Here is a 22,772-nt window from a genome sequence, read left to right on the forward strand (position 1 = left end):
CGGTGGTGGCGACCTTATGAGGCCGGGCGGGATCAGTGGTGGCCGTGGCCGCTGGTGATCTCCTTGTACTCCTCGGCGGTGGGCTTGGGAATCTGGTTGCCCTCGCCGTAGTAGCCCTTGCTCAGCTTCGAGCGGAGCTTCTCGGTCGGGCCGACCTTGCGCTCCACGCCGTTCTCGTCGACCGTGGGGCCGATCTCGGCCGGCTTGTACTGCTCGTGCGCGGTGAGCTTGTGCAGGTCGCCCTGTTCCAGCGGGGTGTGGACCTCGATGAACTCACCGTGCGGCAGCCGCTTGATGACACCGGACTCGCGTCCGTGCAGCACCTTCTCGGCGTCGCGCCGCTGGAGACCCAGACAGATCCGCTTGGTGATGACGAAGGCGACGACCGGTCCGGCGAAGAAGGCGATCCGGACGAACCAGGTGATCGCGTTGATCGACAGATGGAAGTGCGTCGCCCACAGGTCGTTACCACCACCGACCAGCAGGATGAAGTACCAGGTCAGCCAGGCCACGCCGAACGCCGTACGGGTCGGCGCGTTGCGCGGGCGGTCCAGGATGTGGTGCTCGCGCTTGTCACCGGTGACCCAGGACTCGATGAACGGGTAGACCGCGATCGCGACCAGCACCAGCGGGAAGATCACCAGCGGGATGAAGACACCCAGGACCAGGGTGTGGCCGGCGAAATTGATCTCCCAGCCGGGCATCACACGGATGAGTCCCTCGGAGAAGCCCATGTACCAGTCGGGCTGCGCGCCGGTGGACACCTGGTCGGGACGGTACGGGCCGAGAGCCCAGATCGGGTTGATCGTGGCGATCGCGGAGACGATCGCGATCACACCGAAGACCAGGAAGAAGAAGCCTCCGGCCTTCGCCATGTAGACCGGCAGCAGCGGCATGCCCACGACGTTCCTGTTCGTACGGCCGGGGCCCGCGAACTGCGTGTGCTTGTGGTAGAAGACCAGGATCAGGTGGGCCACCACCAGGCCGAGCATGATGCCGGGCAGCAACAGGATGTGGACCGAGTAGAACCGGGCCACGAAGTCGCCGCCGGGGAACTCCCCGCCGAACAGGAACATCGACAGATACGTTCCGACGACCGGCACCGACAGGACCGCGCCCTGCATGAACCGGACACCGGTGCCGGACAGCAGGTCGTCCGGGAGCGAGTAACCGGTGAATCCGGTGAACATGCCCAGGACGAACAGCAGGAAGCCGAACAGCCAGTTGACCTCGCGCGGCTTGCGGAACGCGCCCGTGAAGAAGACACGCATCATGTGGACCAGCATGGCCGCGAGGAAGATCAGCGCCGCCCAGTGGTGGATCTGCCGGATCAGCAGACCGCCGCGGACGTCGAAGCTGATGTCCAGCGTGGAGGCGAACGCCTCCGACATCATCACGCCCTGGAGCGGGACATAGCTGCCGTGGTACTCCACCTCGTTCATCGACGGGTGGAAGAACAGCGTCAGATACACACCCGTGAGGATGATGATGATGAAGCTGTAGAGGCAGATCTCACCGAGCATGAAGGACCAGTGGTCCGGGAAGATCTTCCGCATGTTGGCCTTGGCCAGGCCGTAGATGCCCAGCCTGCCGTCCGCCCAGTCGGCGACCCGCTCACCGGCGGGCGCCTTGCGGTTCTTGTCGTCAGCGGTACTCATCCGCGCTCCCAGAAGGCAGGGCCGACGGGCTCGTCGAAGTCGCCGAGCGCTTCGAGGTTGCCCTCAGCGTTCACACCGATACGCAGCTGCGGAAGGGCGTGACCGGCCGGGCCGAAGATGACGCGGGCGCCGTCGGAGAGGTCGAAGGTGGACTGGTGGCACGGGCAGAGCACATGGTGCGTCTGCTGCTCGTACAGGCTGATGGGGCAGCCGACATGGGTACAGATCTTCGAGTACGCCACGATCCCCTGGTGGGACCATTCGAGCTCGCGCTTGTCCTTGATCTCGTCCGGCTGGATCCGGACGATCATCAGAGCCGCCTTGGCGATCTGCTTCTGGAAGTCCTCGCTGTGTGTGTCGAGACCCTCGGGCATGGCGAAGGTCAGCGAACCCACGACGATGTCCTCGGGGCGCAGCGGCTCATTGGTGTTCATGTTGATGAGCTCTTTGCCCTTGCGCCACAGCGTGGAGCGGAGCTTCTTCTCGGGCAGCGGGCCCAGGTCGCGCAGGAGCACCACGCCGGAGAGCGGCACCAGCGCCATCGCGCCGAACATGGTGTTGCGGATCAGCTTGCGCCGGCCGAAGCCGGACTCCGCGGCGCCCATCGCGAAGTCCTCCAGGACCTTCGCCTTGACCTCGGGCGTCGCCTCGATCGGATGGCGCTCGTCGGCCATCTCCACGTCCGACATCAGCGTGCGGGCCCAGTGGACCGCGCCGGCGCCGATGCAGAAGAGCGCGATGCCCAGGGTCAGGCCCAGCGAGAAGTTCAGGATGCTGATGTGGCCGAACGGGAAGATGTAGACGATCTTGTTGACCGGGAACGCCACGTACGAGGCGATGAAGGCCACCGTCGCGACCATCGACAGCAGGAACAGGAAGGCGATCGCGCGCTCGGACCGCTTGGCCGCCCGCTCGTCGATGTCCTGCACACGCGGCCGGTGGGCCGGCAGTCCCGGGTCCGCGAACGGGTCGTCCGTACGCTCCACCGCGGTGCCCGCGGCCCCCTGCTCGCTCGGCAGGTTCTCTGGAATCTCTTCTTGGCTACTCATGACTTCTTGGCCTTAGCGGTGTGGGCCGCGACCCAGACGGCAACTGCGATCAAAGCACCCAGACCGAAGATCCAGGCGAAAAGCCCTTCGCTGACCGGGCCGAGGCCGCCCAGATTCAGACCGCCGGGGCTCGCGGACTGCTCACCGTTCACCGCCTTGACGTAGGCGATGATGTCCTTCTTCTCCTTCTCCGGCATCGTGGAGTCGGGGAAGGACGGCATGTTCTGCGGGCCGGTCTGCATGGCCTCGTAGATGTGCTTCGGATCCACGCCCTCAAGCGACGGCGCGGTCTTGCCGTGTGTCAGCGCCCCACCCTCACCGGTGAAGTTGTGGCACTGGGTGCAGTTGGTACGGAACAGCTCGCCACCGTTGGCGATGTCCGCACCGGCGGGGCTGTACTGCTTCTCGGTCGGTGTGATCGGACCGGCGCCGAGGGACGCGACATACGCGGCGAGCTGGTCGATCTCCTTCTGCGAGTAGATGACCTTCTTCTTCGGCACCTGGGCGCCGGGCGCCATGGCCGGCATACGGCCGGTGCCGACCTGGAAGTCCACGGCGGCGGAGCCGACGCCGACCAGGCTCGGGCCGTCAGAGGTTCCCTGACCGCCGGTTCCATGGCAGCTGGCGCAGCCGACGGAGTAGAGCTTCTTGCCCTCCTCGATGGCGAGGGACTGGGCGGTTTCGTCAGCCTGCGCCTTGCCCGCGGGCGCGAACGCGGTGTACAGCCCCCCGGTGGCCGCCAGCGCGAGGAGTAGGACGACGACCGCCGCCAGCGGATGGCGTCGTCGTGCGGAGAGCTTTTTCACGGATTACCCCGGTGTCAGGATCTTCTGCGTCGGTGCTTCTGGACTGTGTGCGCTCGGGCGCGGTGCCCGGCTACTTGATCAAGTAGATCGTGGCGAAAAGGCCGATCCAGACGACATCGACGAAGTGCCAGTAGTAGGACACGACGATGGCGGCGGTCGCCTGCTCGTGGGTGAATCTCCTGGCCGCGTACGTCCTGCCCAGAACGAACAGGAACGCGATCAGACCCCCCGTCACGTGCAGACCGTGGAAGCCGGTGGTCAGATAGAACACCGAGCCGTACGGGTCGGAGGAGAGCGAGATGCCGTCCTTCTTGACCAGCTCGGTGTACTCGAAGACCTGGCCTCCGATGAAGATCGCACCCATCACGAACGTGATCACGAACCAGGTGCGGAGCTTCTTCACGTCACCTCGCTCGGCGGCGAAGACGCCGAGCTGACAGGTGAGGGAGGAGAGCACCAGGATGGTGGTGTTCGTTGCCGAGAACGGGACGTTCAGGGCATGAGCCATTTCCTTCCAGTACTCAGCTCCCATCACCGATCGCAGGGTGAAGTACATCGCGAAGAGGGCCGCGAAGAACATCAGCTCGGAACTCAGCCAAATGATGGTTCCGACGCTGGTGAGGTTCGGCCGATTGACCGACGGGTGCGCGTGCCCGGTTTCTACTGTCGTTGCTGTCGCCACGACCGACATTATGTCGGTCGCTTATCCCGCCCTGACCCCGGGGGTGCCGTTCGGTGTGTCCACGGGGTGTGCCCAGCTCGAACAGCCCGGCGAAGCGGTGTCATTACCCGTGCTGACATGGTGTCCGACGGAGTAGCATCCGCGGCATCGGTTCATGGCAACGACGCCCTGAAGCCCTCGCAGACACTGATGTCACGGAGGAACAATGCAGCCGACCGCCACGGTGCTGGTCTACAGCGACGACGCGAACACCCGCGAGCAGGTCCGGCTGGCAGCGGGACGCCGACCGGCCGCCGATGTGCCGCCGGTCGAGTTCCTGGAGTGCGCCACTCTGCCCGCGGTGCTCAAGCAGCTGGACAAGGGCGGTATCGACGTCTGTGTGCTGGACGGCGAGACGGTCCCCGCCGGCGGTATGGGGGTCTGCCGGCAGATCAAGGACGAGATCTTCCACTGCCCGCCCGTGCTGCTGCTGATCGGCCGCCCGCAGGACGCCTGGCTGGCCACCTGGAGCCGCGCGGACGCCGCGGTGACCCTTCCGGTCGAACCGGTCGGCTTCGCGGAGGCGCTGGCCTCCCTGCTGCGCACCAGGCTCGCCGTGGACGCGTGAGGACCACGCACGACTGACGACCACGCACGACTGAGGGCCGCGGACGTCGGTCAGGACGTCCACGGCCCCCTCACGGACCATTCGGTTCGGGATCCCGGGCTCAGACGACGGGCCGGAGCCTCGCCTTGTCCGCGGGGCTGCTGCCCTCCCGCGTACCGGCCTGGAGGACGCTGCCGTCGCGCCAGTCCTTCCAGTCCACGTTCCAGTCGCCGTAGCCGTTGCCGAAGTCCTCCATGTAGTCCCCGGCGCTGTTGATGACCTGGACGATGTCGCCCTCCTGGACGGTCTCGAAGAACCAGGCGGCGTTGCCCGTGGACATGCCCACGCAGCCGTGGCTGACGTTCGCGGACCCCTGCGACCCGACGGACCACGGCGCGGCGTGTACGTACTCACCGCTCCAGGTGACGCGGGTGGCCCAGTAGACCGGCAGGTCGTAGCCCTCCCCGCCGCCGATGCCGACGCTGGTGCCGCGCATCCGTACGAAGTACTCCTGGCCCAGGACGACCTTGATGCCGTTGCGGGTGGAGAAGCCGGGCTTGCCGGTGGTCACGGGGATGCTGTTGATCTCTTCCCCGTTGACATAGACCGTCATGTAGTGGGCGCTGGCGTCGACGATGGCCTCGACCCGGTCGCCGGTCTTCATCTTGATCGGCTTGACCGCGCCGCCGTACAGCTTGTCGCTGATCTTCACACCTTCGAGGGTGCTCGACGCGGTGACGGTCCCGTTGGCGGGCCAGTAGTCCTTGGGGCGGTAGTGGAGTTCGGTTTCGTCCACCCAGTGCCAGGCGCCGCCGTCCGCGGCGGGCTGGGAGCGTACCTTCAGGGACCGCTCGACCACGTCCCTGGCCTTCTTGGAGGTGACCGGCTCGCTGAGCGTGGCGGTGATGGGCTGGCCGACCCCGTACTCGCCCGAGTCCGGGCCGAATTCGACGGTGAGCTTCTTCTTGGCGGGGCGAGTGTCGAAGGTGAGCGTCCGGAGGCCCGGGGCACCCTTCTTGCTCTCCGTGGAGACCTTGACGGTGTAGCGGCTGCCGGCTGCCAGGGGCGCCGTGGAGTGCCAGCGTGTGCCGTCGGCGGCGAGTTCGCCGGCCAGGTAGTGGCCCGTCTTGTCGACAGCGGTGACGTCGGTGATCTTGCCGTCGGCCCCCGTGGAGGTGACTTCGAGGGGCTTGTCCGGGTCGGCCTTGGTCTTGCCCGCGGACGTGCTGAAGGAGATCTTGCCGGTGGCGTCGGACGGCTTGGCCGAGAGCGGGTGCTTCTCGTTGCCGCTGCACGCGGTCGCGCTCGCCCAGAGGGACACGACCAGCAGGGTGCAGCTCAAGACGGTGCGCAAGCGTGGCGTGTGATTCATGAGCACAAGATAAGAACGCCTGCCGCTTTTGCGCGCGGTGAGAAGAGCAAACGGGGGACCCGAGCACTCCGCATGGAATGCTCGGGCCCCGGGTTCACTCAGAGTGCTACTGGTTCTGGTTCTCGCCCCGGTAGAACTCGAAGACCCAGCCCCAGAGACCGATCAGGATCAGTGGTGCCGAGAAGTAAAGCAGCCACCAGCCGATAGCGATACCCAGGAAGGCGAGCGCACCGCCGACGGCGAGCGAGAACGGCTGCCAGCTGTGCGGGGCGAAGAACCCCACCTCGCCGGCCTCGTCCGCGACGTCGGCCTCCTTGTTGTCCTGAGCCAGCGCGTCCATCCGGCGAGCCGTGAAGGCCAGATAGAACCCGATCATGATGCTCAGGCCGAAGGCCAGGAACAGCGCCGTCGTACCGACCGGCTCCTTCGACCAGACGCCGTAGACGACGGCGGTGGCCAGGATGAAGACGCTCAGCCAGATGAACAGCCTGCCTTGGATCTTCACTTGCCGACCTCCTTGCCACCCGCGAGGGCGGTGTCCTTCTGGCCGTCGAGCTCAAGGTGTTCCAACGCGGCGATCTCGGGGTGGTGCAGATCGAACGCCGGCGATTCGGAACGGATGCGCGGCAGCGTGAGGAAGTTGTGCCGCGGCGGCGGGCAGGAAGTCGCCCATTCGAGCGAACGGCCATAGCCCCACGGGTCGTCGACCTCGACCTTCTTGCCGTACTTGGCCGTCTTCCAGACGTTGTAGAAGAACGGCAGGACGGAGGCGCCGAGGACGAACGAGCTGATCGTGGAGATGGTGTTCAGCGCGGTGAAACCGTCGGCGGCGAGATAGTCCGCGTAACGGCGCGGCATACCCTCGGCGCCCAGCCAGTGCTGGACGAGGAAGGTGCCGTGGAAACCGATGAACAGCGTCCAGAACGTGATTTTCCCGAGCCGCTCGTCCAGCATCTTGCCGGTGAACTTGGGCCACCAGAAGTGGAATCCGGCGAACATCGCGAACACCACCGTGCCGAACACCACGTAGTGGAAGTGCGCCACCACGAAGTAGGAGTCGGACACATGGAAGTCCATCGGCGGCGACGCCAGGATCACACCGGTCAGACCACCGAACACGAAGGTGATCAGGAATCCGATCGTCCACAGCATCGGCGTCTCGAAGGACAGTGAGCCCTTCCACATCGTGCCGATCCAGTTGAAGAACTTCACACCGGTCGGCACCGCGATCAGGAAGGTCATGAAGGAGAAGAACGGCAACAACACGCCGCCCGTCACATACATGTGGTGCGCCCATACCGTCACCGACAGGCCCGCGATCGCGATCGTCGCCGCCACCAGACCGATGTAACCGAACATCGGCTTGCGCGAGAAGACCGGAATCACTTCGGAGACGATGCCGAAGAACGGCAAGGCGATGATGTACACCTCTGGATGCCCGAAGAACCAGAACAAGTGTTGCCACAACAGCGCCCCGCCATTGGCGGAGTTGAAGATCTGCGCACCGAACTTACGGTCCGCCTCCAGCGCGAAGAGCGCGGCGGCGAGCACCGGGAAGGCCAGCAGGACCAGTACACCGGTCAGCAGCACGTTCCAGGTGAAGATCGGCATCCGGAACATCGTCATGCCGGGGGCGCGCATGCAGATGATCGTGGTGATGAAGTTGACCGAGCCGAGGATCGTACCGAAGCCGGAGAAGGCCAGACCCATGATCCACAGGTCCGCGCCGATACCCGGCGAACGCACCGCGTCCGACAGCGGCGAGTACGCGAACCAGCCGAAGTCCGCGGCGCCCTGAGGGGTGAGGAAACCGCTCACGGCGATGATCGAGCCGAAGAGGTAGAGCCAGTACGCGAACATGTTCAGCCGCGGGAACGCCACATCGGGCGCGCCGATCTGCAGCGGCATGATCCAGTTCGCGAATCCGGCGAAGAGCGGCGTCGCGAACATCAGCAGCATGATCGTGCCGTGCATCGTGAACGCCTGGTTGAACTGCTCGTTCGACATGATCTGCGTACCGGGACGGGCCAGTTCGGCGCGCATGAAGAGCGCCATCAGACCGCCGATGCAGAAGAACGCGAACGATGTGACCAGGTACATCGTGCCGATCGTCTTGTGATCTGTGGTGGTCAGCCACTTCACGACGACATTGCCCGGCTGCTTGCGCCGTACCGGCAGCTCGCTCTCGTAGGAGTCGTCAGCTGCTGCGGCGGCACCCTGGGGTTCGTTGAGGATGCTCACAGTTTGTTCGTCTCCGCGTTCTTGGCCGGATCCGTCTGCGCGATGCCCGACGGGATGTAGCCGCTCTGGCCCTTCTTGGCCAGATCCTCCAAGTGCTTCTGGTAGCGCTCAGGAGAGACCACCTTGACGTTGAAGAGCATCCGCGAGTGGTCGACGCCGCAGAGCTCGGCGCACTTGCCCAGGAAGGTGCCCTCCTGGTTCGGGGTCACCTCGAAGGAGTTGGTGTGACCCGGGATGACGTCCTGCTTCATCAGGAACGGCACCACCCAGAAGGAGTGGATGACATCACGCGACGTGAGGATGAACCGGACCTTCTCGCCCTTGGGGAGCCACAGCGTCGGACCCGGGTTCCCGGTCTGCGGGTTCCGCTGGCCCGGCACACCGGCGTCGTAGACGCCCTCGGCACCCTTGGGGAACTGGTCGGTGAACCGCTTCGGGATGGCGTCGAGCTCCGGGGGGATCTCGTTGCCCGTGCCGGTGTTGCCGTCCACGTTCTCGATGTAGTTGAAGCCCCAGCTCCACTGGTAGCCGACCACGTTCACGGTGTGGGCCGGCTTCTCGGAGAGTGAGAGGAGCTTCGACTCGTCCCGTGCGGTGAAGTAGAACAGCACCGAGACGATGATGAGCGGGACCACGGTGTACAGCGCCTCGATGGGCATGTTGTACCGGGTCTGCGGAGGTACCTCCACCTTGGTGCGGCTGCGCCGGTGGAAGATGACGCTCCACAGGATCAGACCCCATACCAGGATGCCCGTGACGAGCGCTGCCGCCCACGAGCCCTGCCAGAGGGAGAGGATCCGGGGAGCCTCCTCCGTCACTGGGGTGGGCATTCCAAGGCGGGGGAAGTCCTTGTATGTGCAACCGGTGGCGGTCGCGAGGATCAGGCCCGCAGTCAGCACCTGCGGCAGCTTCCGCCGCATCGGGCGCCGCGACGAGCGGTCGGAGCCGTTGGGACTCACGTAGCGCCTTCCCGAGAGTCTCGCCCGCGCGGTCGGCTGCGGCCGTCTCCTGGTCGGTCGCCGGCCCACGCAGGCAGGGGTTTGGATGTTTATGCGGACCAAACCCTACTGGACGCGATTTAGGGCCGTGCGGGGAGGGTGCCCAACGCGCCGCCCGACTCCACGAAGGGGTGGACTTGCCGTTCCCGAGGCCCTCCCGGGGCCTTGGAAGGACCGCTTCCGGGGTGCTTCTGACGCTCCCTCCGGTTACCTGGAACCAGCAGCTCCGGGTACCCGCGTTAGCGTGGGGCGTGGCCTACTTCGACGTCGCTTCCTCCGCTCCGCTGCACCCCGTCGCCCGTCAGGCTCTCCAGGCTTCCCTGGACGAGGGCTGGGCCGACCCCGCCCGGCTCTACCGCGAGGGCCGGCGGGCCGCGGTGCTGCTGGACGCGGCCCGCGAGGCCGCCGCCGAGGCCGTCGGCTGCCGCCCCGACGAACTGGTTTTCACTCCTTCGGGGACACATGCGGTGCATTCCGGAATGTCGGGCGCGCTGGCGGGGCGCCGGCGTATCGGGCGGCACGCGGTGGTGTCCGCGGTGGAGCACTCCTCGGTGCTCCACGCGGCAGCGGCCCATGAGGCGGCGACCGGCGGCTCGGTGACCGAGGTGCCGGTGGACCGGCTCGGCGCGGTGTCGCCCGACGCGTACGCCGGAGCGCTGCGCGAGGACACGGCGCTGGCCTGTCTCCAGTCGGCCAACCACGAGGTGGGGACGGAGCAGCCGGTGGCGGCGGTCGCCGAGGCGTGCCGCGGCCGGGGCGTGCCGCTGCTGGTGGACGCGGCGCAGTCGCTGGGCTGGGGCCCGGTGGAGGGCGCGTGGTCGCTGCTGACGGGGAGCGCGCACAAGTGGGGCGGCCCGGCGGGCGTCGGGCTGCTCGTCGTACGCAAGGGTGTCCGGTTCGCCCCGCGAGGTCCTGCCGACGAGCGGGAGTCGGGGCGCGCTCCCGGGTTCCAGAACATTCCGGCGATCGTGGCCGCAGTGGCCTCACTGCGGGCGGTACGCGCGGAGGCGGCGGACGAGGCGGCGCGGCTGCGGGCGCTGGTGGACCGGATCAGGGCGCGGGTGCCCGAGCTGGTGCCCGATGTGGAGGTGGTGGGCGATCCGGACCGCCGGCTCCCCCATCTCGTCACCTTCTCCTGTCTCTATGTCGACGGGGAGGCGCTGCTGCACGAGCTGGACCGGGCGGGGTTCTCCGTCTCCTCGGGCTCGTCCTGTACGAGCAGCACGCTGACCCCGAGCCATGTGCTGCGGGCGATGGGTGTGCTGTCGGAGGGAAACGTCCGGATCTCGCTGCCCCTCGGCACTCCGGAGACGGAGGTGGACGCGTTCCTTGAGGTGCTGCCCTCGGTGGTGTCCGGCGTACGCGAGCGCCTGGGAGCGCCGGTCTCCGCCGCCGGGTCCGCGGGCGGGGAACCCTCGCTCGTGGTGGACGCACTGGGCAAGCGGTGTCCGATTCCGGTGATCGAGCTGGCGAAGGTGTTCGGCGACGTACCGGTGGGCGGGACGGTGACGGTGCTCTCGGACGACGAGGCGGCGCGGCTGGACATTCCGGCGTGGTGCGAGATGCGCGGCCAGGAGTACGTGGGCGAGCGGCCGGCGGACCACGGTGTCGCGTATGTGGTCCGCCGGCTGTCGTAGCTCCCGGGCCGTACGTCAGACGGCCAGATGGGCCTGGACCTCGGCGGCGGCGTCATGGCCGTACGCCTTGGTGAAGCGCTCCATGAAGTGGGTCCTGCGCAGGGTGTACTCCTGGGTGCCGACGGTCTCGATGACGAGGGTCGCGAGCATGCAGCCGACCTGGGCCGCGCGCTCCAGGCCGACGCCCCAGGAGAGGCCGGAGAGGAATCCGGCGCGGAAGGCGTCGCCGACGCCCGTCGGGTCGGCCTTGGTCTCCTCCTCGGGACAGCCGACGATGATCGGCTCCTCGCCCACGCGGTCGATACGGACGCCGTTCTTGCCCAGCGTCGTGACGCGGTGGCCGACCCGGGAGAGGATCTCGGCGTCGGACCAGCCGGTCTTGGACTCGATGAGCCCCTTCTCGTACTCGTTCGAGAAGAGATAGGTGGCGCCGTCGAGCAGGGTACGGATCTCGTCCGAGCCCATGCGCGCGATCTGCTGCGAGAAGTCCGCGGCGAACGGGATCCCGCGGGTACGGCACTCCTCGGTGTGGCGGAGCATGCCCTCGGGGTCGTCCGCGCCGATGAGCACCAGGTCCAGTCCGCCGACGCGGTCGGCGACCTTCTTCAGCTCGATCAGCCGCGCCTCGCTCATCGCGCCCGTGTAGAAGGAGCCGATCTGGTTGTGGTCGGCGTCGGTCGTGCAGACGAAGCGGGCCGTGTGCAGGACCTCGGAGATACGGACCGACAGGGTGTCGACCCCGTGGCGGTCCAGCCAGGCGCGGTACTCGTCGAAGTCCGCACCGGCCGCGCCGACCAGGATGGGAGAGGTGCCCAGCTGGCCCATGCCGAAGCAGATGTTCGCTCCGACACCGCCCCTGCGCACATCGAGGTTGTCGACCAGGAAGGAAAGGGAGACCGTGTGGAGCTGCTCGGCGACCAGCTGGTCGGCGAAGCGGCCGGGGAAGGTCATCAGATGGTCGGTGGCGATGGAGCCGGTGACTGCGATTCGCACGGCGTGAACGCTCCTGATGAGGAGAACGGTTGACAGTTCACGCTATCGGGTCGGCGGCGGCCTTCCAAAGCTCACGAATTACCCGATAGCGGGGCCTTCTTCATGAGAAGGTCGGCCATACGGGGCGGATACGGGACAGGGAACGGCCCGGGCACCCGCTCGGCGTACTCCGGGGAACCGCGCGCTCCTCCGTTCCGTCCCACCGGCGTCAGGGGACGACCCGGGACGATTCACAGCCGAAGGAGCGCAACGGTGACCAGCACGGAGCGGCCTCAGCAGAGCACAGCGGGCGCCGACGCCCCCGAACGCCCGCGCCGGCGGCGTTCCCCGCTGGCCGTCGCCACGGTGGCGGCGGCGGTACTGATCGCCGGGGGCGGTGGCGCGTACTTCGCCACGAGCGCGTCCGGCGACGCCACGGACGGCGGGAGCGGTGCGGCGGGGAGCGGCGGGCCACCGCTGCTCGCGCTCGACGGCGCGGCGAGCGGTTCCGGAACCGAGTCCGGAACCGGGTCAGGGTCCGGGTCCGGAAGCAGCCCTTCCGAGCCTCCCGGCATCGCGCCCGGCGAGCCGGATCCGAGCGGGGTCACCTACCGCGCCAAGGGCGCGCTGCCCGAAGGTCCCGCGACGGCCCGTGTCTACCGTACGAACGGTGAGGTCGCGTCCGCCGATGTGGCCCGGTTGGCCGAGGCGCTCGGGGTGGCGGGGGCACCGCGGTCGGACGGGACGGTCTGGAAGGTCGGTACGGAGAAGGACGGTTCAGGCCCGCTGCTCCGGGTCGCCAAGCAGGCGCCCGGCACCTGGACCTTCGACCGGTACGGCCCCTCGGGCGGTGACAACTGCCTCAAGGGGAAGAGTTGTCCGAGCGCGGGCGGCGCCGGCGGTTCCATGGCGGGCAACGAGAGTGACGGCCGCGGTGAGGCGGTGAGCGAGGCGGCGGCGAAGCGGGCGGCGGCGCCGGTACTGAAGGCGCTGGGCCAGGGCGGGGCCGCACTGGACGCACGCCAGTTGATGGGCGCGATCCGGGTGGTGAACGCGGACCCGGTGGTCGGCGGGCTGCCCACCTATGGCTGGTCCACGGGGATCCAGGTGGACGCCAACGGGCATGTGACGGGCGGCACCGGCCAGTTGACGGCGCCCGAGCAGAGCGACTCGTATCCGGTGATCGGCGCGGACGAGGCGCTGAAGGAGCTGAACGCGTCGGGCGACGCCACCGGCGGCGGCCGGATCGGCGGCTGCGCGACCCCGGCGCCGCTGGACGGGCCGGTGGACGGGGGGACCTCACAGGAGGGCGGGAAGCCCTCGGCTCCGTGCCTGCCGAAGAGCGCCCCCGAACCGGCGCCGCTGGTGGTGGAGAAGGCGGTCTTCGGGCTGGCGACGCGGTCCGTGGACGGGCGGGCAGCGCTCGTCCCGTCCTGGCTGTTCGAGGTGGCACCGGGCGGGGACGCCCAGCCGTACACGGTCGCCCAGCCGGCGGTCGCCCCCCAGTTCCTGGCGAAGCCGAAGCCTCCCCAGTCAAGGCCGCGGCCGAGCGAGGAGTCGCCGGGCGGCCGGGTCCAGCGGGTCACCTCGTACTCCACCGAGGGGCGGACCCTGACGCTGCACTTCTCGGGCGGTATGTGCAGTACGTACACGCCGTCGGCGGACGAGAGCGGTACGGCGGTGAAGGTGCGGCTGACCGAGTTCAGTGAGCCGGGGACGGTCTGTGTGGCGATGGCCAAGGTCATGACGGCGAAGGTGACGCTCGACAAGCCGCTGGGCGACCGGCGCGTGATCGAGGCGACGACGGGCGATCCACTGCCGCTGAAGTAGTCCTGGACGAGCAAGTCCGGGAAGCGACACGAGCGACGGGCGGCGGCCCCGGGGTTCCGGGGCCGCCGCCCGTCGCTCGCGCGCTCTGTTCCCGCCGGTTCTGTCCTGGCCGGACAGACCTACCGGACAGGACCTAGCTGAAGGAGTCCCCGCAGGCGCAGGAGCCCGTCGCGTTCGGGTTGTCGATCGTGAAGCCCTGCTTCTCGATGGTGTCGACGAAGTCGATGGAGGCGCCGCCCAGGTACGGAGCGCTCATCCGGTCGGTGACGACCTTGACGCCACCGAAGTCCTTGACGACATCGCCGTCGAGCGAGCGCTCGTCGAAGAACAGCTGGTAGCGCAGGCCGGAGCAGCCACCGGGCTGTACGGCGACGCGCAGCGCGAGGTCGTCCCGGCCTTCCTGGTCCAGCAGGGCCTTGACCTTGCCCGCGGCGGCGTCGGACAGGAGGATGCCGTCGCTCACGGTGGTGGTCTCGTCCGATACGGACATCTGCTTCTCTCCCGGGTTGTACGGACTGCTTGCCGACAGTGCAACCGGCTCGGCCGCGGATTCATTCCGGGCCCTGGCGCGTGTCTTTCCCTCCTTCATGCTCGCACACCGGCTCGCGATGCGGCAGCCGGTGGGTTCCTCGGGGCCCCGGCCCCGGAACGCGTCACATCGACGCTATGGGCATCGTCAAAGTGACGTGAACCGGTTATCATAGATAGTGTCAATTAGACGAAAAGGCTCGTCTGCAGAGAAGAAAGGGTGTGTGACGTGACCACCGCCCAACCCCGTCAGGATCTCGCCGTCCAGCCGACGCCCCTGGCCCTGCTGCTGCTCGGCCGCGAGGCGGACCCGCGCAGCGAGCGGGGCGTGGAGTGTCCGGGCGACCTGCCCTCCCCGTCCGACCCGGACCTGGTGGAGCGCGCCCGCGCGGCGAAGGAGAAGCTCGGGGACAAGGTCTTCGTCCTCGGGCACCACTACCAGCGCGACGAGGTCATCCAGTTCGCGGATGTCACCGGCGACTCCTTCAAGCTCGCCAGGGACGCGGCGGCGCGGCCCGACGCCGAGTACATCGTCTTCTGCGGCGTGCACTTCATGGCGGAGTCCGCGGACATTCTGACCGGCGACGACCAGAAGGTCGTCCTGCCCGACCTGGCCGCGGGCTGTTCCATGGCCGACATGGCCACCGCCGAGCAGGTCGCGGAGTGCTGGGACGTACTGACCGAGGCCGGCATAGCCGAGCGGGTCGTCCCTGTCTCGTACATGAACTCCTCGGCCGACATCAAGGCCTTCACCGGCAGGCACGGCGGCACGATCTGTACGTCCTCCAACGCCGAGCGCGCGCTGAACTGGGCCTTCGAGCAGGGCGACAAGGTCCTCTTCCTGCCCGACCAGCACCTGGGGCGCAACACCGCCGTGCGGGATCTGGGGATGTCGCTGGAGGACTGTGTCCTGTACAACCCGCACAAGCCGAACGGCGGCCTCACGGCACAGGAGCTGCGCGACGCGAAGATGATCCTGTGGCGCGGCCACTGCTCGGTGCACGGGCGGTTCTCGCTGGACTCCGTCCGTGATGTACGGGAACGGATCCCGGGCGTGAACGTACTGGTGCACCCGGAGTGCAAGCACGAGGTCGTGGCCGCGGCGGACTACGTCGGCTCGACGGAGTACATCATCAAGGCCCTGGAGGCGGCCCCGGCCGGCTCGAAGTGGGCGATCGGCACGGAGCTGAACCTCGTACAGCGGCTGGCGAACCGTTTCGCCGCCGAGGACAAGGAGATCGTCTTCCTCGACCGTACGGTCTGCTTCTGCTCCACGATGAACCGGATCGATCTGCCCCATCTGGTGTGGGCGCTGGAGTCGCTGGCCGAGGGCAACGAGGTCAACCGCATCCAGGTCGACCAGGAGACGGCGGACTTCGCACAGCTGGCGCTGGAACGGATGCTGGCGCTTCCGTAGGCGCGTCCGGTCGCCGAGTACACCTTGTCGTCGTACACCTTGTCGTCGCCCCGGGGGCGTCCCGCGTGATTGCGGGACGCCCCCGGTGTCGTCTACGGTCTGTCGCGTTCACCAGCCGCCCAGGCGTTCTTGAGCGGGGCCATCGGCCCGCTCCGCCCATGGGGCCGGTTCCCGGAGTGATGTCGCGCGCTCGCACGCTCCAGCAACCCCCTCTGTCTCCCGGTCGATTCACCGTCTCTCCTCCGTACCGGACCGAAGAGGTTGCCGCCCCATGCCCCGATCCCGATCCCGATCCCGCTTCCGCTCCCGCTCCCGCTCCCGCTCCCGCTCCCGCTCCCGCTCCCGGCTCACCGTCGCGCTCGTCCTGCTCTGTTTCGTCGGCCCGTTGTCGACCGACATGTATCTGCCCGCCTTTCCGCGGATGGCCGCGGAGCTGCGCACCGACGCGTCCGGGGTGCAGCTGACACTCACCTCGTTCCTGGCCGGGATGACGGCCGGCCATCTCGTCTTCGGTCCGCTGTCGGACCGCTGCGGGCGACGGGGGCCGCTGCTCGCGGGGGCGGCCGTGTGCGCCCTGGCCACCGCGCTGTGCGCGCTCACGCCGGGGCTCGGCGCGCTGGTCGTGCTGCGCTTCGTGGCCGGGTTCAGCGGCGCCGCGGGGGTCGTGATCGGGCGGGCGGTGGTCGCGGATGTCGCCGAAGGAGCCGCGGCGGCACGGCTGTTCGCGATCCTGACGACCCTGTCAGGTACGGCGCCGGTGGTCGCGCCGCTCGCGGGCGGCGCGGTGATCGGGGCGACCGGCTGGCGGGGTGTGTTCTGGGTGCTGGCCGGGGTCGCGCTGCTGGTCGCGGCGGCCGTGCTGGTCGCCGTACCGGAGAGCCTGCCGCCGTCGCGGCGGCGGACGGGCAGCGGCGGGGAGTTGCTCCGTACGGTCCGGGAGGTCGCCGGGGACAGCGCGTACCGGGGTTACACCCTCGCGTACGCCTTCGCCTTCGGAGCGCTGTTCTGCTATATCGCCGGGTCGCCTTTCCTGCTCCAGAACGTGCTGGGTCTGAGCGTCGGTGTCTCGTCCATGACGTTCGCGGGCGGCGCGGTCTGCACCGCGCTGGCCGGGGCGGTGAACGCGCGGCTGGCGGGCCGGATCGCCCCGGAGCGGCTGTTGCGTACGGGGGTGCGGGCCGTGTTCGCCGGCACGGTGTCGCTGTTCGCCGCGGCCGTGGCGGGCGTACTGACGGTGGCCGGCTGTCTGGTCCTGATGGCGGTGGTGTGCGGTGGCCTGGGCCTGGTCCTCACCAACGCGACGTCCCTGGCGCTCGCCCGGGTCCCGGCCGCGGCGGGCACGGGCTCGGCGCTGCTCGGTACGGCGCAGAGCGCGCTGGGCGCGGTGGTGGCGCCGCTGGCGGGACTCGGCGGAGCGGATACGGCGGTACCGCTGTTCGCGGTGATGACGGCCTGCGGCGCGGGCGCGGTGGTGGCGGCGGCACGGGCGGGACGGGCCGGCTGAACCCACCCCCGTACGCGGCGATGCCCCGGAGCGGCCCGATCCTCGCGGCCGCCCCGGGGCATCGCCCGGTCAATCCATCACCTCAGACGTTCACCGGTTCCGGCTCGCTCGGCGATTCCGAGGCCGGGGTGCCGTTGCCCCCCTTGGCGTGGCGCTTCCCCGCCTTCTTGTTCGCACGGCGCTCCTTCCGCAGCTCCACCATCGTGTACAGCGTCGGCACGAGCAGCAGCGTCAGCAGCGTCGACGACACCAGACCGCCGATCACCACGATCGCCAGCGGCTGCCCGATGAAGCCGCCCTCGCCGGTGATGCCCATCGCCATCGGGAGCAGCGCGAAGATCGTGGCCAGGGCCGTCATCAGGATCGGGCGGAGCCGGTGACGGCCACCCTCGACGACCGCTTCCACCACGCCCATCCCCTGCGCCCGGTACTGGTTGATCAGGTCGATCAGCACGATCGCGTTGGTCACCACGATCCCGATCAGCATCAGCATGCCGATCATCGCGGGGACGCCCATCGCCGTACCGGTCACGACCAGCAGGCCGAGCGCGCCGGTGGCCGCGAAGGGGATGGAGACCAGCAGGATCAGCGGCTGGATCAGCGAGCGGAAGGTCGCGACCAGGAGCATGAAGACGATCGCGATGGCCGCCACCATGGCGAGAGCGAGCTGTCCGAAGGCCTCGCCCTGGTCCTCAGCGACACCGCCGATGGACGCGGTCGCGCCCGTCGGCAGATCCAGGGCGTCGATCTTCGACTGGAGAGACGCGGTGACCGCACCGGTGTCGTCACCGGTCGGCCGCGCCGTGATCGTCGCGGCCCGCGCGCCGTCGATCCGGGTCATCGAGACCGGACCGTCGACCAGCTTCACGTCCGCGATCTCACCGAGCTTCACCGGGCCCAGGGACAGGTTCTTCAGCTGGGCGATGGTCTTGGCCGGCTTGGCCGAGGTGACGAGGACATCCCGCTCGGTGTCGTCCAGGATCGCCTTGCCCGCGGCGGTGCCGCGGATCGCCTGACCGACCGCGACACCGAGCGTGGTGTCGTTGAATCCGGCCGCCGCGGCCTTGGCGTTGCCCTTGACCGAGACGCGCGGGACGGACTGCGACAGGTCGCTCTGTACGTCGGTGACGCCGTCGAGCTTCGCGACGGTGTCCCGAACCTGCTCGGCGGCCTTGCGGAGGGTGTCCGCCTCGGACGCCTTGACGACGACGTTCACGTTCTGGCTGCCGAGGCCGCCGCCACCCGAGGAGATCGCCGTGTGGCCGATGCCGTCGAGCCCGGCCAGCTCCTTCTCGATGCGGTCCTGCGTCGCCTCGTACGTCGTGGCGTCCTTCAGGGCCACCTGGTACGTCGCCTGGTTGGCACCCGAACCGCCGCCGAAGGCGGCAGCGAAGCCGGAGGAACCGATGGTGACCTGGTAGTCCTTGACCTCCTCGATGCCGGAGAGGACCTTCTCGACCTTCTTCGCGGAGGCGTCGGCCGCCTCCAGGCTGGTGCCCGGCTCCAGCTCCTGCTTGATGGAGAGGACTTCCTGATCACCCGCGTCGAACAGGTTGGTCTTGAGCGCCGGCACCATGGCGAATGTGACGAGCAGGACGACGACCGCGATGACCAGGCTCTTGACGCGGCGGTGGGTCGCGAAGTGCAGCACCCGTACATACCGGCGCTGGAGCTTGCTGTTGCTCTCCTTCTCCTCGGCCAGGCGGCGGGCCTCTTCGGGGCTGATCCCGATGACTTCCTTCGGCGCGCGCAGGAACCAGTACGAGAGCACCGGTACGACGGTCAGCGAGACGAGCAGGGAGGCGAGCAGCGCCGCCGTGACCGTCAGCGAGAACGAGCCGAACAGCTCGCCGACCAGACCGCCGACCAGACCGATCGGCAGGAACACCGCGACGGTGGTGAGGGTGGAGGCGGTGACCGCTCCCGTGACCTCCTTGACCGCGGTGAGGATGGCGGTCTGACGCTCCTCGCCGTAGCTCAGGTGCCGCTTGATGTTCTCCAGGACGACGATCGAGTCGTCGACCACCCGGCCGACCGCGATGGTCAGCGCGCCGAGGGTGAGCATGTCCAGCGACAGGTCGCGCGTCCACAGCACGATCAGCGCCAGGACGACGGAGAGCGGGATGGAGACGGCGGTGACGAGGGTGGAGCGGATCGAGCGAAGGAAGACCAGGATCACGAGCACGGCGAAGACAAGGCCGAGCATGCCCTCGGTGGTCAGTCCCGAGATCGACTTGGAGACCATCGGGCCCTGGTCGCTGACGACCGTGAGGGTGGCGCCGGTGCCGAGGTCCCTGTGGAGATCGGGCAGCTTCTCCTTGACCGCGTCCGAGATGGCGACGGCGCTGCCGTCCTTGTCCATGGTGATCGAGACGGCGAGGCTGGGCTTGCCGTCGGTACGGGTCAGCGAGGTCGCGGTGGCCTGCTGCTGCTTGACGGTGGCGATGTCACCGACGCGTACCGCGGAGGGCGTTCCCGTGCCGCCGCCCGGGGCAGCCTGGGGCAGTACCCGCAGGTCCTCGATCTGCTTCAGCGAGGTGAAGCCGCCGCCGACCTGGACCGTACGGCTCTTGCCGTCCTCGGAGAACGAACCGGCGGGGAAGGTGGCACCGCCGGCCTTCAGCGCGTCGGAGAGCGCCATGGCGTTGAGGCCCGCGGCGGCGAGCTTCCCGTCGTCGGGGGTGACGGCGATCTGGACGTCACGGACGCCGTCGACGGAGACATTGCCGACGCCGGAGATGTCCTGGAGGGCGGGGACGACCGAACGGTCCAGCTGATCGGCCAGCGCCTGCTGGTCCTTGTCGGAGGTGACGGCGAGGACGACGGTCGGGATGTCGTCCGTCGAGCCGGCCACGACCTGCGGGTCGACGTCGGCGGGGAGCTGGGAGCGCGCGCGGTTGACCGCCTGCTGGACATCGGCGACGAGCTGCTTGGTCTCCGTGCCGCCGAAGTCGAAGCTGGCCTGGATGACGGCGCTGCCCTCACTGGCCGTGGCGGTGGTGCCGGTGAGGCCGTCGACCGTCTTGATGGAGTTTTCGAGCGGTTCGACGACCTGCTTCTCGACCACATCCGGAGAGGCGCCCTGGTAGGAGGCGACCACCGACACCATAGGGAATTCAATGGACGGCATGAGCTGCTGCTTGAGCTGCGGTATCGCGATGGCTCCGAAGACGATCGCAACGATCGACATCAGCCCGATCAGGGCCCGTTGCGAGAGACTGAATCTCGACAACCAGGACATGGGGGTCTCTCTTCTGTGGTGTACGCGGGAGGTGGACGCTGCGGCTCGGCCGTGGAGAGGCGCTGCGGCGCCTCCAGCGGATGGGCACGACGGCCCCTCTATACGATCGGCCATCGATGGGGGTCGGCGCGTAGACCTCAGGTCGAGTTTCCTTATCCGGCGCGTACCGCATCTGGAGTACGTGCGAGAGGTGTGCTACTCCACCCTTGGACGTACCAGGCCCGATTCGTATGCGATTACTACCAATTGGGCCCTGTCACGAGCCCCGAGTTTTGCCATCGCGCGGTTCACATGGGTCTTGACCGTCAGCGGACTGACCCGGAGGCGCTCCGCGATCTCGTCATTGGAGTAACCGCCCGCGACCAGCACCAGCACCTCGCGCTCGCGCCCGGTGAGCGCGTCCAGCCGCTTCGGACTGACCGTCGGGGCCGCGTGCTCGCCCGAACCCGCGCCCGCGCCCTGTGCGAGGAAGGTGGCGATGAGGCCCTTCGTCGCGACGGGCGACAGCAGCGCCTCGCCCGCCGCCGCGATCCGGATGGCGTTGAGCAGCTCCTCCGGCTCCGCGCCCTTGCCGAGGAAGCCGGAGGCTCCGGCGCGCAGCGACTGCACCACGTACTCGTCGACCTCGAAGGTGGTCAGCATGACGACATGCACCCCGGTGAGGTCCGGGTCCGCGCTGATCACACGGGTGGCCGCGAGGCCGTCCGTGCCGGGCATCCTGATGTCCATCAGGACGACATCGGGCCGGTTGGAGCGGGTGAGAGCCACGGCCTGCGCGCCGTCGGCCGCCTCCGCGACGACCTCCATGTCCGGCTCGGAGTCCACCAGGACCCGGAACGCGCTGCGCAGCAGCGTCTGGTCGTCGGCGAGCAGGACCCGGATCGTCATACGTTCTCCCCCGTGCGGTTCGTGACCGGCAGTATCGCCTGGGTACGGAAGCCGCCGCCGTAGCGGGGCCCCGCGGTGAGGGTGCCGCCGAGGGCGGAGACGCGCTCGCGCATACCGATGAGGCCATGGCCGCCGCCGTCCCCGGGCTTGCCCGCGCCCCGGCCGTCGTCCAGCACCGTGATCTCGATGGCGGTGCCCACACGTACGACGCTGACCTCGGCCTTCGCCGCCTGGCCGGCGTGCTTCCTTACGTTGGTCAGGGCCTCCTGGATGATCCGGTACGCGGCGAGGTCGACAGCGGCGGGGAGGCGGTTCTCCGCGTCGCCCGCCCCGTCCGCCGCGAAGTCCACGGGCAGGCCCGCGTTGCGGAAGGTGGCGAGGAGCCCGTCGATATGGGCGAGACCGGGGGCCGGTTCGGTGGGGGCCGCCGGGTCGCCGGACTGGCGCAGCAGCCCGACGGTGGCGCGCAGTTCGTTGAGCGCGGAGCGGCTGGCCTCCCGTACATGGGCCAGGGCTTCCTTGGCCTGGTCGGGGCGCTTGTCCATGACGTGCGAGGCGACACCGGCCTGCACATTGACCAGGGCGATGTGGTGGGCGACCACATCGTGCAGATCGCGGGCGATGCGCAGCCGCTCCTCCGCGACCCGGCGGCGCGCCTCCTCGTCCCGGGTGCGTTCGGCCCGTTCCGCGCGCTCGCGGATGGCGTCGATGAAGCCGCGGCGGCTGCGTACGGCGTCTCCCGCGGCGCCCGCCATGCCGGTCCAGGCGAAGAGCGACACATTCTTCTGGGCGTACCAGGGGTCGGGACTCACCCACATCGCGACGGCGGTGAGGACGACGGCCGTCGCGAGGCCGACCCGCCAGGTGGTGGGCCGGTCGGTGTGGGCGCCGACGTTGTAGAGCGCGATGATGGCGCAGATCACCACGGTCTCGGGCGGATGGATCGTGAAGAAGTCCACGAGGGACAGTCCGCCGGTGCACAGCAGTACGGGCAGCGGCGCGCGGCGGCGGAAGACGAGCGCGCTCGCGCCGAGCACCATGAGCAGGACGCTGATCGGGGCCGGGGAGCGGGTACCGAAGGTGGGGCCGCCGGGACCGGTGTGCGGCTCGGTGAACGACGCGAGCACCATGCAGACGAGGACGACCGCGGCCAGCACGCCATCGGCGACGAAGGGATGCGCGCGCACCGAGCCGCGCGCACGGACGAGCGCGGTTCCGAGGGGGGTCACGTCAGGCATCCGAAAGGGGTCACGAAGCAACGGTACGGGGTCCCGGACGCGGGCCGTGCCCGCGCGTGGGCGCCGCATCCCGGACGCGGGCCGTGCGCGCACGTGCCCCGCGCCGGCCGGCCGGAAGCCGGGGG

Annotated in this window: 18 protein-coding genes; 5 read left to right on the top strand and 13 right to left on the bottom strand. The window is 68.7% G+C overall.

The annotated features are described in order from the left end of the window. Positions 1-32 precede the first annotated feature (32 nt). From AB0M67_RS04420 to AB0M67_RS04435, 4 genes are all read right to left on the bottom strand, one after another. Positions 33-1,658, bottom strand: coding sequence for a ubiquinol-cytochrome c reductase cytochrome b subunit (locus tag AB0M67_RS04420; RefSeq protein ID WP_365742471.1), 1,626 nt, complete (start codon positions 1,656-1,658; stop codon positions 33-35). Then, a complete protein-coding gene (locus AB0M67_RS04425) occupies positions 1,655-2,707 on the bottom strand; it encodes a Rieske 2Fe-2S domain-containing protein (RefSeq protein WP_365742473.1) in 1,053 nt (350 codons plus the stop codon). The genes AB0M67_RS04420 and AB0M67_RS04425 overlap by 4 nt, the downstream gene beginning before the upstream one ends. Continuing rightward, positions 2,704-3,513, bottom strand: coding sequence for a c-type cytochrome (locus tag AB0M67_RS04430; RefSeq protein WP_365742475.1), 810 nt, complete (start codon positions 3,511-3,513; stop codon positions 2,704-2,706). The genes AB0M67_RS04425 and AB0M67_RS04430 overlap by 4 nt, the downstream gene beginning before the upstream one ends. Positions 3,514-3,583: 70 nt before the next feature. Then, complete coding sequence (locus AB0M67_RS04435) at positions 3,584-4,204, bottom strand: heme-copper oxidase subunit III (RefSeq protein WP_365742477.1); 621 nt, start codon at positions 4,202-4,204, stop codon at positions 3,584-3,586. 196 nt (positions 4,205-4,400) lie between these two features. Between AB0M67_RS04435 and AB0M67_RS04440 the strand changes: the two genes are divergently transcribed. Next, a complete protein-coding gene (locus tag AB0M67_RS04440) occupies positions 4,401-4,802 on the top strand; it encodes a hypothetical protein (RefSeq protein WP_365742479.1) in 402 nt (133 codons plus the stop codon). 100 nt (positions 4,803-4,902) lie between these two features. Here AB0M67_RS04440 and AB0M67_RS04445 read toward each other — a convergent pair whose 3' ends face one another. The 4 genes from AB0M67_RS04445 to coxB all read right to left on the bottom strand — a co-directional run bounded on the left by AB0M67_RS04445 (position 4,903) and on the right by coxB (position 9,353). Next, the gene (locus AB0M67_RS04445; protein WP_365742481.1) at positions 4,903-6,153 is read right to left on the bottom strand and encodes an Ig-like domain-containing protein; all 1,251 of its coding nucleotides are present in this window, start codon (positions 6,151-6,153) and stop codon (positions 4,903-4,905) included. 106 nt (positions 6,154-6,259) lie between these two features. Then, on the bottom strand, positions 6,260-6,658 hold the full coding sequence (locus AB0M67_RS04450; RefSeq protein ID WP_249950853.1) for a cytochrome c oxidase subunit 4: 399 nt from the start codon (positions 6,656-6,658) through the stop codon (positions 6,260-6,262). Further along, positions 6,655-8,394 carry a cytochrome c oxidase subunit I gene (gene ctaD / locus AB0M67_RS04455; RefSeq protein ID WP_365742484.1) on the bottom strand — a complete coding sequence of 580 codons (1,740 nt, stop codon included), beginning with the start codon at positions 8,392-8,394 and terminating at the stop codon, positions 6,655-6,657. Before ctaD ends, AB0M67_RS04450 begins: the two co-directional genes overlap by 4 nt. Continuing rightward, the gene (gene coxB / locus AB0M67_RS04460) at positions 8,391-9,353 is read right to left on the bottom strand and encodes a cytochrome c oxidase subunit II (RefSeq protein WP_365742486.1); all 963 of its coding nucleotides are present in this window, start codon (positions 9,351-9,353) and stop codon (positions 8,391-8,393) included. The genes ctaD and coxB overlap by 4 nt, the downstream gene beginning before the upstream one ends. Before the next feature lie 290 nt (positions 9,354-9,643). Between coxB and AB0M67_RS04465 the strand changes: the two genes are divergently transcribed. Further along, positions 9,644-11,029, top strand: a complete 1,386-nt coding sequence (locus AB0M67_RS04465) for an aminotransferase class V-fold PLP-dependent enzyme (protein WP_365742488.1) — start codon at positions 9,644-9,646, stop codon at positions 11,027-11,029. Positions 11,030-11,044: 15 nt separating this feature from the next. Here AB0M67_RS04465 and AB0M67_RS04470 read toward each other — a convergent pair whose 3' ends face one another. Continuing rightward, positions 11,045-12,022, bottom strand: a complete 978-nt coding sequence (locus AB0M67_RS04470; protein ID WP_365742490.1) for a carbohydrate kinase family protein — start codon at positions 12,020-12,022, stop codon at positions 11,045-11,047. A 252-nt stretch (positions 12,023-12,274) separates the two neighbouring features. On the opposite strand from AB0M67_RS04470, the gene AB0M67_RS04475 reads away from it, so the two are divergent. Next, a complete protein-coding gene (locus tag AB0M67_RS04475; RefSeq protein ID WP_365742492.1) occupies positions 12,275-13,831 on the top strand; it encodes a hypothetical protein in 1,557 nt (518 codons plus the stop codon). Positions 13,832-13,964: 133 nt separating this feature from the next. Here the strand turns inward: AB0M67_RS04475 and AB0M67_RS04480 are convergent, their stop codons facing one another. Then, positions 13,965-14,321 (bottom strand): iron-sulfur cluster assembly accessory protein, encoded by a 357-nt coding sequence (locus AB0M67_RS04480; protein WP_030355429.1) that lies wholly within the window; start codon positions 14,319-14,321, stop codon positions 13,965-13,967. Between the two features lie 267 nt (positions 14,322-14,588). Here AB0M67_RS04480 and nadA point away from each other — a divergent pair, with 267 nt between their 5' ends. Both nadA and AB0M67_RS04490 read left to right on the top strand, forming a co-directional pair. After that, positions 14,589-15,776 carry a quinolinate synthase NadA gene (gene nadA, locus AB0M67_RS04485; protein ID WP_365742495.1) on the top strand — a complete coding sequence of 396 codons (1,188 nt, stop codon included), beginning with the start codon at positions 14,589-14,591 and terminating at the stop codon, positions 15,774-15,776. A 271-nt stretch (positions 15,777-16,047) separates the two neighbouring features. Then, positions 16,048-17,280 carry a multidrug effflux MFS transporter gene (locus tag AB0M67_RS04490; RefSeq protein ID WP_365742497.1) on the top strand — a complete coding sequence of 411 codons (1,233 nt, stop codon included), beginning with the start codon at positions 16,048-16,050 and terminating at the stop codon, positions 17,278-17,280. A gap of 82 nt (positions 17,281-17,362) precedes the next feature. Here the strand turns inward: AB0M67_RS04490 and AB0M67_RS04495 are convergent, their stop codons facing one another. The 3 genes from AB0M67_RS04495 to AB0M67_RS04505 all read right to left on the bottom strand — a co-directional run bounded on the left by AB0M67_RS04495 (position 17,363) and on the right by AB0M67_RS04505 (position 22,647). Beyond that, positions 17,363-20,521 carry an efflux RND transporter permease subunit gene (locus AB0M67_RS04495; protein WP_365742499.1) on the bottom strand — a complete coding sequence of 1,053 codons (3,159 nt, stop codon included), beginning with the start codon at positions 20,519-20,521 and terminating at the stop codon, positions 17,363-17,365. Positions 20,522-20,716: 195 nt separating this feature from the next. Then, on the bottom strand, positions 20,717-21,409 hold the full coding sequence (locus AB0M67_RS04500) for a response regulator transcription factor (RefSeq protein ID WP_365742501.1): 693 nt from the start codon (positions 21,407-21,409) through the stop codon (positions 20,717-20,719). Continuing rightward, the gene (locus tag AB0M67_RS04505; RefSeq protein ID WP_365742503.1) at positions 21,406-22,647 is read right to left on the bottom strand and encodes a sensor histidine kinase; all 1,242 of its coding nucleotides are present in this window, start codon (positions 22,645-22,647) and stop codon (positions 21,406-21,408) included. The genes AB0M67_RS04500 and AB0M67_RS04505 overlap by 4 nt, the downstream gene beginning before the upstream one ends. Between the last annotated feature and the right edge of the window lie 125 nt (positions 22,648-22,772).

The sequence above is a fragment of the Streptomyces sp. NPDC051662 genome, assembly GCF_040681655.1.
Taxonomy (GTDB): domain Bacteria; phylum Actinomycetota; class Actinomycetes; order Streptomycetales; family Streptomycetaceae; genus Streptomyces.

What these genes read in the sequence shown, in the direction of transcription:
- AB0M67_RS04505 (WP_365742503.1), bottom strand. Translation starts at nt 22,647, where the DNA reads ATGCCTGACGTGACCCCCCTCGGAACCGCGCTCGTCCGTGCGCGCGGC.
- AB0M67_RS04495 (WP_365742499.1), bottom strand. Translation starts at nt 20,521, where the DNA reads ATGTCCTGGTTGTCGAGATTCAGTCTCTCGCAACGGGCCCTGATCGGG.
- AB0M67_RS04490 (WP_365742497.1), top strand. Translation starts at nt 16,048, where the DNA reads ATGCCCCGATCCCGATCCCGATCCCGCTTCCGCTCCCGCTCCCGCTCC.
- AB0M67_RS04480 (WP_030355429.1), bottom strand. Translation starts at nt 14,321, where the DNA reads ATGTCCGTATCGGACGAGACCACCACCGTGAGCGACGGCATCCTCCTG.
- AB0M67_RS04440 (WP_365742479.1), top strand. Translation starts at nt 4,401, where the DNA reads ATGCAGCCGACCGCCACGGTGCTGGTCTACAGCGACGACGCGAACACC.
- AB0M67_RS04420 (WP_365742471.1), bottom strand. Translation starts at nt 1,658, where the DNA reads ATGAGTACCGCTGACGACAAGAACCGCAAGGCGCCCGCCGGTGAGCGG.
- AB0M67_RS04425 (WP_365742473.1), bottom strand. Translation starts at nt 2,707, where the DNA reads ATGAGTAGCCAAGAAGAGATTCCAGAGAACCTGCCGAGCGAGCAGGGG.
- AB0M67_RS04435 (WP_365742477.1), bottom strand. Translation starts at nt 4,204, where the DNA reads ATGTCGGTCGTGGCGACAGCAACGACAGTAGAAACCGGGCACGCGCAC.
- AB0M67_RS04445 (WP_365742481.1), bottom strand. Translation starts at nt 6,153, where the DNA reads ATGAATCACACGCCACGCTTGCGCACCGTCTTGAGCTGCACCCTGCTG.
- AB0M67_RS04500 (WP_365742501.1), bottom strand. Translation starts at nt 21,409, where the DNA reads ATGACGATCCGGGTCCTGCTCGCCGACGACCAGACGCTGCTGCGCAGC.